The organism is Bacteroidales bacterium (assembly GCA_031276035.1).
GTDB lineage: Bacteria > Bacteroidota > Bacteroidia > Bacteroidales > BM520 > RGIG7150.
Genome location: JAISNV010000015.1, coordinates 1 through 16,258, shown reverse-complemented (window position 1 = coordinate 16,258; position 16,258 = coordinate 1). Strand labels below are relative to the sequence as shown.

Annotated in this window: 14 protein-coding genes; all 14 read left to right on the top strand. The window is 34.3% G+C overall.

Annotated features, from left to right (window positions below; all coding sequences use genetic code 11):
• Positions 1-5 precede the first annotated feature (5 nt).
• Complete coding sequence (locus tag LBP67_03825; protein MDR2084105.1) at positions 6-4,250, top strand: acyl-CoA dehydratase activase; 4,245 nt, start codon at positions 6-8, stop codon at positions 4,248-4,250.
• Positions 4,251-4,468: 218 nt separating this feature from the next.
• Complete coding sequence (locus LBP67_03820) at positions 4,469-4,879, top strand: hypothetical protein (GenBank protein MDR2084104.1); 411 nt, start codon at positions 4,469-4,471, stop codon at positions 4,877-4,879.
• Positions 4,880-4,984: 105 nt separating this feature from the next.
• A complete protein-coding gene (locus tag LBP67_03815) occupies positions 4,985-5,521 on the top strand; it encodes a hypothetical protein (protein MDR2084103.1) in 537 nt (178 codons plus the stop codon).
• A gap of 39 nt (positions 5,522-5,560) precedes the next feature.
• A complete protein-coding gene (atpD, locus tag LBP67_03810) occupies positions 5,561-7,090 on the top strand; it encodes a F0F1 ATP synthase subunit beta (protein ID MDR2084102.1) in 1,530 nt (509 codons plus the stop codon).
• 23 nt (positions 7,091-7,113) lie between these two features.
• Positions 7,114-7,353, top strand: coding sequence for a hypothetical protein (locus tag LBP67_03805; protein ID MDR2084101.1), 240 nt, complete (start codon positions 7,114-7,116; stop codon positions 7,351-7,353).
• A 12-nt stretch (positions 7,354-7,365) separates the two neighbouring features.
• Positions 7,366-7,734 carry a hypothetical protein gene (locus LBP67_03800; protein ID MDR2084100.1) on the top strand — a complete coding sequence of 123 codons (369 nt, stop codon included), beginning with the start codon at positions 7,366-7,368 and terminating at the stop codon, positions 7,732-7,734.
• 39 nt (positions 7,735-7,773) lie between these two features.
• Positions 7,774-8,805: a F0F1 ATP synthase subunit A gene (gene atpB / locus LBP67_03795; GenBank protein ID MDR2084099.1), complete on the top strand. Its 1,032-nt coding sequence runs from the start codon at positions 7,774-7,776 to the stop codon at positions 8,803-8,805.
• 40 nt (positions 8,806-8,845) lie between these two features.
• Positions 8,846-9,091: an ATP synthase F0 subunit C gene (atpE, locus tag LBP67_03790; GenBank protein ID MDR2084098.1), complete on the top strand. Its 246-nt coding sequence runs from the start codon at positions 8,846-8,848 to the stop codon at positions 9,089-9,091.
• 6 nt (positions 9,092-9,097) lie between these two features.
• Positions 9,098-9,598 (top strand): F0F1 ATP synthase subunit B, encoded by a 501-nt coding sequence (gene atpF, locus LBP67_03785; GenBank protein MDR2084097.1) that lies wholly within the window; start codon positions 9,098-9,100, stop codon positions 9,596-9,598.
• A gap of 5 nt (positions 9,599-9,603) precedes the next feature.
• Positions 9,604-10,158, top strand: coding sequence for a F0F1 ATP synthase subunit delta (locus LBP67_03780; protein ID MDR2084096.1), 555 nt, complete (start codon positions 9,604-9,606; stop codon positions 10,156-10,158).
• Positions 10,159-10,168: 10 nt separating this feature from the next.
• Positions 10,169-11,758, top strand: coding sequence for a F0F1 ATP synthase subunit alpha (atpA, locus tag LBP67_03775; GenBank protein ID MDR2084095.1), 1,590 nt, complete (start codon positions 10,169-10,171; stop codon positions 11,756-11,758).
• Position 11,759: 1 nt separating this feature from the next.
• Entirely contained in the window at positions 11,760-12,668 is a 909-nt protein-coding gene (gene atpG / locus LBP67_03770) for an ATP synthase F1 subunit gamma (protein MDR2084094.1), read from the top strand.
• 154 nt (positions 12,669-12,822) lie between these two features.
• Entirely contained in the window at positions 12,823-13,710 is an 888-nt protein-coding gene (locus LBP67_03765) for a transporter (protein MDR2084093.1), read from the top strand.
• Positions 13,711-13,921: 211 nt separating this feature from the next.
• A partial coding sequence (locus tag LBP67_03760) for a PKD domain-containing protein (GenBank protein ID MDR2084092.1) occupies positions 13,922-16,258 on the top strand: 2,337 nt, incomplete at its 3' end.

Here is a 16,258-nt window from a genome sequence, read left to right as displayed (position 1 = left end):
TAATAATGAGTAATAAAGATATGACATATAAAATAGGAATCGATATTGGTTCCACAACTTTAAAAATTGTTGTTGTCAACTCTGTAAATGATGTTGTATACAAGGTTTATAAAAGACACAAGGCGAATATTAATAAAGTGTTGTCGGAAGAATTAAAGAAAATTTCAACAAGTTTTTCAGATATTGATTATTCAATAGCTATCACAGGTTCTGCCGGAATGGGCGTTTCGGAACGAGTTGGAATTCCTTTTATTCAAGAAGTTATTGCTTCGGTAGCAGTTACAAAAAAATTGTATCCAGATGTTAGTACTTTAATAGATTTGGGTGGCGAAGATGCTAAAATTGTATTTTTTGATAATGAAAATCATCCTGATATCCGAATGAATGGTAGTTGTGCCGGCGGTACGGGTGCCTTTATAGATCAAATGGCGGATTTGCTTAATATTTCAGTTGAGGAAATGGGCAACAAAGCTTTGCAATTTGAAAAGTTATACGTAATTGCTTCAAGATGTGGTGTGTTTGCAAAAACAGATGTTCAAAATCTTATTTGTCGTAACGTCCCTGTAGAAGATATCTCAATGTCTATCTTTCATACTGTCGCTTTACAAAGTATTACATCTCTTGCAAAAGGTCATGATCTTCAGGCAAAAATCTTATGTATCGGCGGGCCGCTAACCTTTATTCCCGCTTTACGCAAAGCTTTAAAAAACTTACTACAAATAGATGATAATGATTTGATTGTGCCTGAGAATAGCGAATATTTCTCTGCTTTAGGTTGTGTGTTTTATGATGAATATGAATCAAAATCTTTCAATCTTAATGAATTGATTGAAAAACTGAATATTAATGATAATTCCCAGAAAGATACTCTTCCGGTTTTATTTGAAAACGAAAAAGATTATTCGACTTGGAAAGTAAATCGTAATATCAAAAAATTAAAAATAGCTCCGCTTGAGAATGATAAGAATTTAAATTGCTTTCTTGGAATTGATTCGGGTTCAACTACTACGAAAATTTTGGCAATGGATGAAAATGAGAATATTATTTATTCTTATTATGATGCCAATGAAGGAAATCCTCTGAAGAAAGTTTTAGAAGGATTAAATGATTTTTATCAAAAAACAAAAGAAAAGAATATAAGAATAAATCTATTGTCGTCTGCTGCTACCGGTTATGGTGAAGATCTCATTAAGTCGGCATTAAACTTAGACTACGCCATTGTTGAAACAATGGCGCACTTATCGGGAGCACAATATGTTGATCCTAATGTTTCTTTTGTTCTTGATATTGGCGGTCAGGATATTAAATCTATTTTTACGAATAAGGGCGTTATTTCGAATATTGAACTTAATGAAGCTTGTTCCTCTGGTTGCGGCTCATTTCTACAGAATTTTGCGGCTACGATGAATATGGATATGAAAGAATTTTCATCATCCGCTTGTTTGGCAAAATATCCGAGTGACTTGGGTTCGCGTTGTACTGTCTTTATGAACTCCAAAGTAAAGCAAGCCTCGCGACAAAATGCGGAGCTCGGTGATATTGCTGCCGGGTTAGCATATTCAGTTGTAAAGAATTGTTTGTTTAAAGTACTCAAAATTTCAAATCTTAATGAGTTGGGAGATAATATTGTAGTACAAGGCGGAACTTTTCGAAATGATGCGGTTTACAGAGCGTTGGAATTATTATCTGAAAAGAATGTTAGTTCAACAGACTATCCTGAGTTGATGGGGGCGCTTGGAGCCGCTTTATATGCCCGTAAAATGTGGCAGCAAAATAAAAAAGAAACTTCTTTCTTAGGTTTGGAGCTTCTTCCCGACATGGATTCTATTGAAACTAAAGAAACCCAATGTAATGGTTGTACAAATAAATGTTCTGTTCTGAGATTTAAATTTACTAACGGAAATGTTAGTTTTGCGGGTAACAAATGTGAGAAAATTTTCTTTAATAAAAAATCCGCAGAGGCAAAGGGATTTAATGGTTTCGATCTGAAAAATAAAATCTTATTCGAACGTGAAAATCACTCATCAAATCATTCGAAAATAAAAATAGGTATTCCGCGTGTTTTAAATATGTTCGAAAATTACCCTTTTTGGCATACTCTGTTGAATGAATGCGGTATAGAACCGGTTCTTTCTCCCGAATCAACTTTTGAAATGTATCAGAAAGGAGTCGGCAGTGTGATGTCCGATAATATTTGCTTTCCCGCAAAAGTTGTACACGGACATATTCATTTGCTGGCAGAACAAAAAGTAGATAGAATTTTTTATCCGATGGTAATTAAGGAAGAAAAAGAATTCGATAATTCGAATAATTCCTTTAATTGTCCTGTTGTGAGCGGTTATCCAGACGTTATTTTCAGCGCAATGGATCCTGAAGAAAAGTTCGGGATTCCATTTGATAAACCTGTCATAACTTTCAGTAATTTTAAGGCTCTAAAAAAAGTTTGTTTCGATTACTTATCTCAATTTAATGTTGATAAGAATGTTTTTGAAAATGCGTTTGAGAAAGCAATGCGGGAAAGAGAAACTCTTAAAGTTAAGTTGCGTGAAGAACAAAGAACGGTTTTTGAAAAAGCCGTGAAAGCCGGAAAATGGGTTTTTGTTGTTGCGGCTCGCCCTTATCATGCCGATCCTTTGATTCATCAGAAAGTAGGACAAATTTTATCGGATCTCGGAATAGAAGTTTTTACGGATGATGTGTTTATTACGGATGAAAAGAGCGGCTTTAACAATCTTAATATTATCTCACAATGGTCGTATCCGAATAGAGTAGTGCATGCGGCAATGGAAACGGCAAAACTTCCTCAGAATGTGCAGTTAATCCAATTAAACTCTTTCGGTTGCGGCCCTGATTCTTTCTTTATGGAAGAAGTAACTAAGATATTAAAACAAGCAGGAAAAAATCATACGATTATTCGTATTGATGAAATTGCAAGTCCGGGTTCAATCAGGTTACGCTTACGTTCATTAATTGAATCCTTAAAAGCGGCCAATATTACATCGGAAAATAAAAATACGGATATATATAAAGGTTATGGCGTTGCATATACTAAGGAAGATAAGAAAAAAACAATTTTAGCGCCTTGGTTCTCGGATTTTCTATCTCCGTTTATTCCTCCTATTGCTGAACTGGCCGGATATGAATTGATTAACCTTCCGAAAACAAATAAATATTCTGCAGAACTTGGATTAAAATACGGTAATAATGAGGTTTGCTATCCTTCGACTTTAGTCTTGGGTGATATTATTGCTGCTTTACAATCGGGAAAATATGATTTGAATAATATTGTTGTTGCAATTACACAAACCGGCGGACAATGCAGGGCAACGAATTATCTTGCTCAAATTAAACTTGGATTGCAGAATGCCGGATTTTCTGATATTCCCGTTATTGTTGTAGGAACCGGAGTATATCAAAATGATCAGAAGGCTTTCAAAATTCCGATTGCCAAAATAATTGATATTCTAATTAAGACTTTATTATATGCTGATGCCTTACAACAATTGTATAGTTTAACTGTTGTAAGAGAGAAAAATAAGGGAGAGTCGCAACAACTTTTTGATCTTTATATCAATAAAGGTGTAGAGGCAGTTCTTGATAATGACGGAAAGCGCTTTCCCAAATTGTTAGAGCAGGCTGTTGCCGATTTCAATTCATTGGATGTAAATCAAAAGAAATTTTCTAAGGTCGGACTAATTGGAGAAATTTATGTGAAATACAACAATTACGGACAAGCATATATTACCGATTGGTTACGTTCGAAAAATATGATTGTTGTGTCGCCTCCGTTTATTGATTTCTTTATGCAGTATTTCGTTAATTCTCAAACGAACGTGATTAATGGTGTTAATAGAAATAGTATGTTGAAGCAGGCTTTTAATCCTTTGATGTTAAAATATATGAATATGCGCATTAATACTTTTGATAAGATTATGCGGAATTTCCGTTTTTACCATTCGAATGAGTCTGTCTTTATGCGTGCCGAATATGCTTCGGAAATTTTAGATTTATCTAATCAATTTGGAGAAGGTTGGTGTATTGCGGCAGAAACTGCATGTTATGCCCGACAGGGAATTAATAATGTTGTTTGCGTACAGCCTTTCGGATGTATTGCTAATCATGTTGTTGCAAAGGGGATTGCACGACGGGTCAAAAAAATATATCCTCAAATGAATTTACTTTATTTGGATATTGACGGCGGTATGGCGGAAGTGAATTTGCAGAATAGACTGCATTTTATGCTGGAGTAATATTTTCATTTTACAATGAATAATTTTATTTAAAATATCAAAATTTGATTTTTGAATAAAGCGGTTGTTTTAATAGTTTAATATGTAGAGTATTTAGTATTATTAATAGATAATAAAATCATTCTTGAAAAAATTATTTTGATAACTTACAATAAATTTTCAAAAAAAATGTTAGCCTTATACATATTTAATATTATATTTGCAGAGTTTTTTGCGAGATGAAATTAAAAAAACTATTATCGGCATTACTGTTTGCTGTATTTATATTCTCATTAACCAATATTTTTGATAAAAATGAAAGTAAATATAGCGGTGACTTCAACTCTAGTTCTGAGCTTGGAACTATCTATGATAATTCTAAAGATAATTATGAAGACTTATTAGATGATTATTTACTGACATTCTCTTGCGTTGATAATTCACCGAATTTCAACCTCCAAACAAATTTCAATCAGAATTATATTTTTGCGCGCAAGAACCAACAAGATAAATCTTATAATCTTAATGTCGATTATGACGAATTTATTGCTAAATTGGCAGGATTGTCAAGATTTGATCTTAGTTTTGCCGCTTTAAATTCCAAACACGTTCTTTGTTATATTTTTCTGTTTTGTAGAATCCTTACTTGAGATTTGATCTCATTCAAAATTATTATTTTCACACTTACTTAATTAACTTTGATGTGAAGGCAATATGTCTTTACTGATTATTTATTTAATTTAAAATTAATTTTTATGGATTCTACAACAAACGACAATATCTTTGATTTGTCAAAAGACTATTTAATAAAAAAAGCAAATGTAAAATTGATGATTATTGCTTCTGTAATATTAGTTATAGCGATAGTTATGATTGTTTTATCATTCTCCTTAAAATTGGAGAATACAGGCTCCTCTGTTTTATTAGCGATAGGCGTTTGCATCGCAATTTTTGCAATTGTCTTAATGTTTACCGGCAAAAAACGTTGGGTTACAAAAGCTACAGGCAGCAAAGTTGAAAAAGTTTGTCTTTATTTTGAAGATAAAGATGTCTTTAATCTGACTTCCGAATTAGAAAGAGGTAATTATTCAAATATCGGTAAATACGATACCAAAGATAGTTCAGGTTTGCGTGTTATTGCTCTAATTGCCGATGATGGCAGTTTTGCAGCTTTAAGACTTGAAAAATATATTCCGTATGTTTTCGAACATATTACGGAAACAATAATTAAAACCAATGATGATGCAACGAAAATTTGCGATTGCTTCAAAAAAATGAAAAATAAAAAATAATTATTAATAAATTGGGTTTACTACCCGAAATTGTATATTATGTCCAAATTAATAGGTCAAATATCTCAGGTTATAGGTCCGGTTGTCGATGTTAAATTCGATAATCTTGAAGAGAAAGAATTTCTTCCGAAAATCTATGATGCGCTGGAAATAAAATTTGATAACGGGAATATTCTTGTTGTTGAAGTACAGCAGCATATAGGTGAAAATACAGTCAGAACCGTTGCTATGGATTCTACAGACGGATTGCGTAGAGGAATGGAAGTTGTTTCTGCCGGAACTCCTATGACCATGCCGACAGGCGACCAAATCAAAGGTAGATTGATGAATGTTACCGGAAATGCTATCGACGGTTTACAAACTTTATCTAAAAAGACCGGAGCTTACCCGATCCATAGAGATCCGCCGAAATTCGAAGATTTAACTACTATCGAAGAGGTTCTGTATACCGGAATTAAGGTTATTGATCTTCTTGTTCCGTATTGTAAAGGCGGTAAGATAGGTCTTTTCGGCGGTGCTGGTGTAGGAAAAACAATTATTATCATGGAGCTTATCAATAATATAGCAAAGGGTTATAACGGTTATTCCGTGTTTACTGGAGTTGGTGAACGTACCCGCGAAGGAAACGATTTGCTCCGGGAAATGCTTGAATCCGGTGTTATCAAATACGGCGAGGAATTCATGAAAAGTATGGAAGAAGGTAATTGGGATTTATCGAAGGTCGATTATAATGAAGTTGCCAAATCTCAGGCGACATTAATTTTCGGACAAATGAATGAGCCTCCGGGCGCACGTTCCTCAGTTGCTCTGTCAGGACTTACTGTTGCGGAATCTTTCCGTGACATGGAAGGCGGTGGACATGATATACTTTTCTTTATTGATAATATATTTCGTTTCACTCAAGCCGGCTCGGAAGTATCGGCTTTGCTCGGACGTATGCCGTCGGCCGTTGGATATCAACCTACTTTGGCAACGGAAATGGGTGCAATGCAGGAGAGAATCGCTTCAACAAAGAATGGCTCAATCACTTCGATACAAGCTGTTTATGTTCCTGCCGACGACCTTACCGATCCGGCACCTGCAACAACTTTTGCACACCTTGATGCAAGTACCGTACTCAGCAGAAAAGTTTCTGAGTTAGGAATATATCCTGCTGTTGATCCGCTTGAATCTTCTTCAAGAATTTTGGATCCTATTGTTGTGGGCGAAGAACATTATTCAACCGCTCAAAAAGTGGTGCAAATACTTCAAAGACAAAGGGAACTTCAAGATATTATATCTATTCTTGGTATGGAAGAATTATCTGAAGAAGACAGACTTACCGTGAATAGAGCACGTAAAGTTCAAAGATTTTTATCACAACCTTTTAATGTTGCCGAACAATTTACAGGATTGCCCGGAGTAATGGTAAGTATTGAAGATACTATAATCGGTTTCAAAAAAATCTTGGAAGGTGAAGTTGATCATTTGCCTGAAATGGCTTTCCTTAATGTAGGTACTATCGAAGATGCTATTAAAAAAGGTGAAGCATTATTACAGCAAGTGGGAAAATCAAGTAAAGAAAAATAAACAATTCTTACAAGAATCTAAACATGAAATTAAAAATTCTTTCACCGGAAAAAACTATTTACGACGGTAATGCGGATTCGGTATTAGTGCCGGGTAAAAACAATAAACCTTTTGTAATACTTGATTCACATACGCCGCTTATATCCATACTTGAAAACGGTTTGGTCAGATATACTGTTAACGGCAAAGATGTTGAATTGCTGATTTCAAGCGGGTTTGTTGAGGTTAGAAAAGATGTTGTTTCTGTTTGTGTTGAATTATAGAAATAATTGATAATGAAAGCAAAGTTAATATTAAGTACAGTAATTTTAGTAACATTAGGCATATTAGGCTTCTGTTGGTTGCATTATCTTATGCCTCAATATTATTTTAATCTATATCCCTTAATTCCGGCTTTTTATGTATTTATTCTTTTAGTAAGTTATATAGTTTTGCTAATATTAAAAAAGAAAAAGTCGGTAATAGATATAAAAACTTATGCTATCATAAGGGCGGTAAAATTTGTTTTATGCCTTGTGTTTGTTATCATTTATTTAAAAGTAGTTAATGTCAACAACATAGCTTTTGTTATGGTATTTATGTTATTTTACGTAATTTACCTTATTCTTGAAAGTTGGTTGTTTATGAAAATTTCTAAGAGTTAGAAAATGAATAAAATACTTAAAACGATATTGCTTTTGCTTATGTTTATTGTTTCGTTCGCATGCTTTGCAAGTGATACGAATGATGATAAAGAAAAGCTAAACGTCAGCGAATTAATATTTCATCATACTGGAGATTCATATGAATGGCATATAATTACAATAGGAGAGAAAGATATTGCTATTCCTTTACCTGTAATTGTTTACAGCAAACATTCCGGATTCAATGTTTTCATGTCTTCGAAGTTACATCACAATAACAATAGTTATAAAGGTTTTACTTACGGACACCATGATGGAAAATATTCCGGTAAAATTGTTGAAATTCTTGATGGAGGAGAAGAATATCGTCCTTTTGATGTTTCAATTACTAAAAATGTTGTAGGATTGTTTGTTACCGTAACAATATTGTTATTGTGCGTTCTAACAGTTGCGAAGTGGTATAAAAAGCAAGACGATTATATTGCCCCGCGAGGATTTGCCGGTGCAATTGATTTGTTGATCAATGATATTAATGAAAATGTAGTTAAAAGTTGTATCGGTCCTAATTATAGAAAATTTGCCCCGTATTTGCTTACGGCCTTTTTCTTCATTTTTATAAGTAATATTTTAGGTTTGGTGCCGATTTTTCCCGGCGGTGCGAATTTGACGGGAAATATTGCAATTACTTTTACTTTGGCGATGTTCACTTTTTTTATGGTGAATATTTTCGGAACGAAGGAATATTGGAAAGAAATTCTTTGGCCGGATGTGCCTATATGGTTAAAAGCGCCGGCGCCAATTATGCCGTTGATAGAAATTTTCGGTATGTTTACAAAACCGTTTGCTCTTATGATACGTTTGTTTGCTAATATTTTAGCAGGACATGCAATTATTATCGGATTATGCTGTTTAGTTTTTATAACCGCCAGCTTAGGTACGGTTATAAATTCAAGTTTAACATTCGTATCGGTTTTGTTTATGGTATTTATGAATTTTCTTGAATTGCTTGTTGCATACGTTCAGGCTTATGTGTTTACATTGCTTTCGGCGGTGTTTATTGGGTTGGCTCAAGTTCAACCGCATCATCATTAAAAATTAAAAAAATAAATAATATTTAAAAATTAAAAAAATTATGAGTTTACTATCAATTTTATTAGAAGCTGCTTCCGGACTTTCTACCGGATTAGCTACATTAAGTGCAGCAATAGCAGTAATTGGTGCTGCTTATGGTATTGGAAAAATAGGTACAAGCGCATTAGATGCGATATCACGCCAGCCGCAAGCCGCTAATGATATTCGTATGTCTATGATTGTTGTTGCAGCGTTTATTGAAGGTGCAACATTGTTTGCTATTGTTGTTTGTTTGTTAGCTCTATAATAAGCCATGTCATTATTATTGCCGGAAACCGGTTTAGTAATATGGATGCTTGTAGCATTCGGTATTGTTTTCTTCATTCTTGCTAAATGGGGATGGCCTATAATTACAAAAATGGCTGATAAAAGAGCTAACTTTATTGACGAATCATTAAAGTCGGCTAAGGAAGCTAACAAACAAATGGAAAATTTGAAGTCTGAAATGCAGTTGCTTATTGAAAATTCACGCGAAGAACAAGCGCGCATTTTAAAAGAAGCAACCAATTCCAGAGAGAAAATTATCTATGATGCAAAACAAAAAGCGCTTTCGGAAGCAAACAAAATAGTAGAAGATGCCAGAGGCCAAATGCAAATTGAAAGAGAAAATATTCTCAATGAAATTCGATTGCAAGTTGCCGAACTTTCTGTTGAAATAGCTGAAAAAGTAATTCGTAGCGAGTTAAAAGATGAACATAAACAAATTAGTGTTATTGAAAAAATGCTTGATGAAATAAGTCCTTTGAAAAATTAATAAAAATGGATACAAGTTTGATTACGGCTCGATACGCAAAAGCACTTCTCGAATATTCGAAAGAGGTTGGTATGGATGAAGAGGTTTATCATTCGATGAAGGTACTTGGCAGAAGTCTTACCAATTTTCCGCGTATAACAAAAGCGCTTGAAAATCCTGTCGTCAGTTCAGAAGATAAAAAAAATCTCATCATTACGGCTGCCGGCAGAGATGTTTGCGATGCTTTTTTACGATTTGTGTATCTTATCATTCAAAACAAAAGAGAAGCAAATATTCATCTTATGGCTCTCAGATTTAGAGATATGTACAGAGAATGTAATAATATCTTTTATGGAAAATTGACAACCGTTGTACCTTGGAATAATGAATCAATAGAAAAACTGAAAAAGATTATGCTTAGAGGACGGGATGGCACTGTTGAGTTCCATTATGTAATTGATGAAAGTATTATTGGCGGATTTATTATTGAATATGACAGTATACTGCTTGATGCAAGTGTTGCCGGTCAAATTAAATTAATTAACAAAGAATTAGTCGAAAAAAACAGACGAATCGTATAAAAATTAAATTATGTCAGATAAAATAAAAGCAAGCGAAGTATCTCAAATACTAAAAATGCAACTCGAAGGTATTGATGCTAAAATACAATACGCCGAGATTGGAGTTGTTTTGCAAGTTAGTGACGGCGTTGCAAGAATTTACGGATTGAAGAATGCCGAAGCTAATGAGTTGCTTGAATTTGATAATGGTATCAAAGCTATAGTGATGAACCTCGATGAGGATAGCGTCGGTGCCGTTCTTTTAGGTGCAACCGATAAAATTGAGGAAGGTTATATAGTTAAGAGAACGGGGAAGATTGCTTCTATTGAAGTGAGCGATGCTTTGCTTGGAAGAGTTATTAATCCTCTCGGAGAAGCCGTTGACGGCAGAGGTCCTGTAATGGGAGATAAGCTCAGAATGCCCCTCGAAAGAAAAGCTCCCGGTGTTATTTTTAGACAACCGGTAAATGAACCTTTACAGACAGGTATAAAAGCTATTGACGCAATGATTCCCATAGGTAAAGGTCAGAGAGAGCTTATTATCGGCGACAGGCAAACCGGAAAAACCAGCATTGCCATTGATACTATAATAAATCAAAAAAGAAATTTTGAAGAAGGTGATCCCGTGTATTGTATTTATGTTGCTATCGGACAAAAAGGTTCGACAGTGGCCAGTATTGTAAATACTTTGCGTGAGTACGGTGCAATGGATTATACTATCGTTGTTGCCGCTACGGCTTCCGATCCGGCTGCTATGCAGTATTTTGCTCCGTTTGCAGGCGCTGCGATAGGGGAGTATTTCAGGGATACGGGAAGGCACGCTTTGGTTATATATGATGATTTGTCAAAACAGGCGGTTGCTTACCGTGAAGTTTCGCTCATTCTGCGCCGTCCTTCCGGTCGCGAAGCTTATCCGGGAGATATCTTTTATTTACACTCTCGTTTGCTTGAGCGTGCTGCTAAAATTATTGCTCAAGATGAAGTTGCATTGAATATGAATGATTTGCCTGAGTCTCTTGTAGGAAAGGTAAAGGGCGGCGGATCACTTACGGCTCTTCCGATAATTGAAACGCAAGCCGGCGACGTATCGGCTTATATTCCTACAAATGTTATTTCTATTACAGACGGACAGATTTTCTTGGATACGAACTTGTTCAACCAAGGTAACAGACCGGCGATAAACGTTGGTATTTCGGTTTCTCGTGTAGGTGGTAATGCGCAAATCAAGGCAATGAAAAAAATTGCAGGTACTCTTAAAATCGATCAGGCACAATATAGAGAGTTGGAAGCCTTTGCAAAGTTCGGCAGCGAAATGGATGCGGTTACAACTATGACTATTGATAAAGGTAGAAAAAACACGCAATTGCTTGTTCAGCATTTGCATAATACAATGCCGGTTGAAAAACAGATTGCCGTACTTTATTGCGGAACCAACGGTCTGCTGGCAGATATTCCTCTCGATAAAGTACAGGAATTTGAAAAACAGTTTCTTATTAATTTGGAATCGATGCATCAATCGAATGTTCTTGATGTATTAAAACAAGGAATAATAAATAATGAAGTAATTTCAATCATTGAAAAAGTTGCTGCAGATGTTTGTCAAAGTCTATTAGTAAAATAAAATGGCCTCACTAAAAGAAGTAAAATCAAGAATACAATCGGTAAACTCTACCCGACAAATCACATCAGCTATGAAGATGGTGTCTTCAGCCAAACTTCATAAAGCTCAGAGGGCTATAAATGAGTTTTACCCATATCAACATAAATTGAATGAAATACTCAACAATTTCCTTGAATATGAAAGGCGTAACGATGTTAAACATTTTATTCCTTTTTCAAATGAGAGAGAAGTAAAAAAAGTGGCTATTATTGCGGTATCTTCAAATACTTCCTTGTGCGGTGCGTTCAATGCAAGTGTTATCAAATTGCTTGAAAAAACGATTGAGGATTATTCATATCTTGGTGCTGAGAATATTCTTGTAATTCCCATCGGTAAAAAAGTCACTGAATATGCTAAAAGATTGCCTAATGTTTATGATAAAAATTTAGATAAATTTGTAAATAAACCTGATTATAACAGCATTGCCGACTTCGCTGATTTTTTGTCGCAAAAGTTTATTTATGGAGAATTTGATAAAATAGAATTTATATATCAGCATTTCAAAACAACCAGTACTCAGGCGCTTACCCGCGAAACTTATTTGCCTTTTAACCTTGATAGAGAAATTGCATATATGAATGAAGCCGAGAGAAGGCATCATGATAAGATTGAATATGAAGTGAATTATATTGTTGAACCCAATCGTCAGGAATTAATGGATTTGCTTGTCCCGAAAGTTATAAGATTAAAATTATATACAATAATACTTGATTCAATTGCTGCCGAATATTCCGCACGTACTGTTGCAATGCAGATTGCCACAGATAATGCCGATGATTTGTTACAAACCTTAAAGGTTCAATACAATAAATCGCGTCAACAAGTAATTACAAATGAACTTTTGGATATTATTGGCGGAACAACACAATAATTGGTTGAAAGTTAAAAAAAGAATTTTTATAAATAGGGGTATATCACTTCTAAAATCGATGCTATAAAGTACTAAATCAGCCAAAATTAAAAATAGATTGTTTGGTAATGTAGCACTTGTTCAGAGTTATACCGATAAATTTTACTTTTCCTATATGAAACAAAATCTTAAAACTTTTCTGCTGATAATTGCCATTATACTTGGTTTTTTGTTTTATGATTTCTTTTCTCGGTTTAACAATATTACTCCTGTTCTTTTGTTTTTCATGCTTTTTTTTACTTTCTGTTCTATTAATTTAAAAGATATTAAACCGCGTAAAGAACATTTCTTTTTGGCCTTATTTCAGATCAGCGTAAGTATCGGTGTCTATTATCTTGTAAAGCAATATGACGAAGTGCTGGCGCAAGGAATGATGATCTGTATTTTAGCTCCGACAGCTGTGGCAGCGGTTGTAATTTCTTCAATGTTGGGAGCAAATGTAGCATCTGTAACATCCTATAGCCTATTAATTAACATAGTAATTTCAATAGTCGCGCCTATTTATTTCTCAATGATGGATGTACCTGTGGTTTTACCATTCTGGACATCAGTGGGAACTATTTTAATGAAAATATTTCCTTTATTGATTTTACCGCTTCTTTTAGTTATTGTAATTAAAAAGTTATTACCGAATTTCAGTAATAAATTAAAGAAGTTAAGCAGTATATCGTATTATATTTGGATAATTTCCGCAACAATTGTGATGGGGAGTACAATGAAGTTTATTTTATCGCAAGATTCTAATAATTATTTAGTTGTTGCGTTGCTAATAATAACTTCTTTATTTTTATGTTTATTTCAATTTTGGTTTGGACGTTTTATTGGGAAAAAGTTTAATGATGAACAGGCTTGTTCACAGTATATGGGACAAAAAAATACTATTTTGGCTATATGGATGGCACAAACATTTTTAAATCCGATATCTTCCATAGCTCCGGCCGCATATGTCTTATGGCAGAATTTAGTAAATACATTCCAATTATGGAGTAAATCAAAAAAATGATTCTTATCCTAAATTTATATTAAAAAACATCACCCTATTAAATTCAAATATTAATTAACTTTAATGGTTTTTTTAATAAATCATTAGTCTTTAATCTTTTACTTTTACTCTATAATTTATTTTCTCTTTTAGACTTTTTTGCTTTAAAAATTTGTTTTTTACAAATATAATTTTAACTTTGCAGTCATTAATAACCTTATCATTACATATAATGAGAAAAAAATATATCTTATCAATTTTTTTATTTTTATTCACGATTATAAATATTTATGCTCAGGCACCATCTACGGAAGGAAAGCAGTTTTGGGTAACTTTTATGAAGAATGGCTATCGTGGATGTAATTATGGTGGAGGAGAAAATATTTCTTTAAAAATTTCCTCAAAGAAGAATTGTTCAGGAACAATTACGAATCCGAATACGACTTATAGTGTTAACTTTAATGTAACTGCCGGTGGTTTGACTTCTGTAGATATACCTGCTACTCAGGCTTATAACGAGTTGTCTGAAGTGATAATGAATACAGGGCTATTTATTTCGGCAACAGATACTATTTCGGTATATGCCGCTAATGAAGCAACAAATTCTTTTGATGCATCATTTGTATTACCTCTTGAAACATTAGAAGATGAATATATAGTTCAGAATTATGTTCCAACTTATAATGATGTTATATCTTGCCCGGGTAGTAATAAATCTGTTTTTTCTATAATTGCAACTGAAAATAACACTACTGTTGAAATTACACCTAAGGTAGCTACTGCAAATGGCAAACCTGCAAATGTTACATTTTCTGTTACTCTTCAGAAGGGTAAAGTTTATCAGGTTATTTCTGCAACAAGTAATACATCCGGCGATTTTTCGGGTTCACATATTAAAGCCCAGGATGGTAAAAAAATTGCTGTTTTTATGGGAAATGTTATAACAACTATTCCTGTTGAAGCAGACAATGGTTATGACCATATTTTTGAACAGGCAGTTGCTCCTAAATACTGGGGAAAGAATTTTGCCATAACTTCTTCGGCAATAGTTTTGCGGGATTATGTAAGGATAACTGCATCAATGGATAATACTCAAATTAAAAAGAATGGAGCTGTGGTTACTACAATAAATGCTCGCGAGACATATTCTTTTGATATTACTTCAACAGAAGGTTCTTGCTTTGTAGAAACGTCCAATCCTTGTGCGGTCTGTTTATATCAGAAGACAGGTCAATATGAGCCAAATGATCCATGGAATTACTTAGGCGATCCTTCAATGGTTTGGATATCTCCAACAGAACAGATTATTAAAAATATTACTTTTGGGACATACGATATTCAGAACATCGTTGATCATTATGTTAATGTCATATCAAATACAAATGATGTATCATCTGTCACACTTAACGGAGTTAATATCAGTAGTTATTTTAGTCCTGTTAATGGTACTTCAGATTATTGGTTTGCTCGTGTGCCTCTTACACACGGATCTCATACTCTTACTAGTGATCGAGGAATTACTGCCCATGTTTATGGATTGGGTTATGTAAAAGGTTATGCTTATTCGGTAGGAGCCAGTATGCTCGATTTAAATCAAAGTATGTATGTTAATGATATACATGTAGAGACGTTACCTCCTAATACGGTTTATTGTTCTGGCCAAACCATAAACTTCCGTGCGGAAGTGGCTTATTCTTATGTAGATGTTAAATGGAATATGGGTGATGGTACTGCCACTACCGGTAATCAAGTTACACATACTTATTCTAATATTGGAACATATACAGTAGATATGTGGGTGAGATGGTTAAATAATTATAATACATTGGATTCTACTCTCACATCCTATACATTTAGAATATCGTCTCCTTCGCCGCCAAGTTCATTCACGGCTAATGGGTGCGAACAATATATATGGAATGGACAAACATATACCACTTCCGGCGCTCATGTTCAAACCTTAACAAATAAAGATGGGTGCGATAGTATAGTCACAATGCATCTTACAATTTATCCTAAGTATGAAATAGACCAAACTCGCCAATCTTGTGGACCTTATATGTGGAATGGCCAACTATATAACCAGACGGGTACTTATACGTTACCCTTAACATCTGTACATGGTTGCGACAGTATTTTAACATTGCATCTTACTGTTTTTGATGAATACTTTGATACGAGAACCGTAAGTGCATGCGGTTCATATCCTTGGGGTGATGTGTTATTAACCACCAGTGGTACATATACGAATACCTTTACAAATCAATATGGTTGTGATAGTACAATTACATTAAACCTAACAATATTAGAACAACCGATTCATGAGATTAATGTATCAACCTGTGTATCTCATACATGGAATGGTGTAGTGTATGATGTGACAGGGGTTTATAGTCAGGTATTTACTGCAGCGAATGGTTGTGATAGTACAGTGTATTTAAAGCTTAGTATTTACGACAGTTACGATATAGAGATAGACGATATATCGTGTGGTGTTTATAACTGGAATGGCCAGGTGTATACAAGCAGTGGCCGTTACACCCAGTATTTAATAGACCAAAAGGGCTGT

Excerpts from the sequence above, each read along its gene's own strand:
- atpA (MDR2084095.1), top strand. The coding sequence starts at position 10,169 with ATGTCAGATAAAATAAAAGCAAGCGAAGTATCTCAAATACTAAAAATG.
- atpB (MDR2084099.1), top strand. The coding sequence starts at position 7,774 with ATGTTTATTGTTTCGTTCGCATGCTTTGCAAGTGATACGAATGATGAT.
- LBP67_03815 (MDR2084103.1), top strand. The coding sequence starts at position 4,985 with ATGGATTCTACAACAAACGACAATATCTTTGATTTGTCAAAAGACTAT.
- atpF (MDR2084097.1), top strand. The coding sequence starts at position 9,098 with ATGTCATTATTATTGCCGGAAACCGGTTTAGTAATATGGATGCTTGTA.
- atpE (MDR2084098.1), top strand. The coding sequence starts at position 8,846 with ATGAGTTTACTATCAATTTTATTAGAAGCTGCTTCCGGACTTTCTACC.
- atpG (MDR2084094.1), top strand. The coding sequence starts at position 11,760 with ATGGCCTCACTAAAAGAAGTAAAATCAAGAATACAATCGGTAAACTCT.
- LBP67_03820 (MDR2084104.1), top strand. The coding sequence starts at position 4,469 with ATGAAATTAAAAAAACTATTATCGGCATTACTGTTTGCTGTATTTATA.
- LBP67_03765 (MDR2084093.1), top strand. The coding sequence starts at position 12,823 with ATGAAACAAAATCTTAAAACTTTTCTGCTGATAATTGCCATTATACTT.
- LBP67_03800 (MDR2084100.1), top strand. The coding sequence starts at position 7,366 with ATGAAAGCAAAGTTAATATTAAGTACAGTAATTTTAGTAACATTAGGC.
- LBP67_03780 (MDR2084096.1), top strand. The coding sequence starts at position 9,604 with ATGGATACAAGTTTGATTACGGCTCGATACGCAAAAGCACTTCTCGAA.
- atpD (MDR2084102.1), top strand. The coding sequence starts at position 5,561 with ATGTCCAAATTAATAGGTCAAATATCTCAGGTTATAGGTCCGGTTGTC.
- LBP67_03825 (MDR2084105.1), top strand. The coding sequence starts at position 6 with ATGAGTAATAAAGATATGACATATAAAATAGGAATCGATATTGGTTCC.
- LBP67_03805 (MDR2084101.1), top strand. The coding sequence starts at position 7,114 with ATGAAATTAAAAATTCTTTCACCGGAAAAAACTATTTACGACGGTAAT.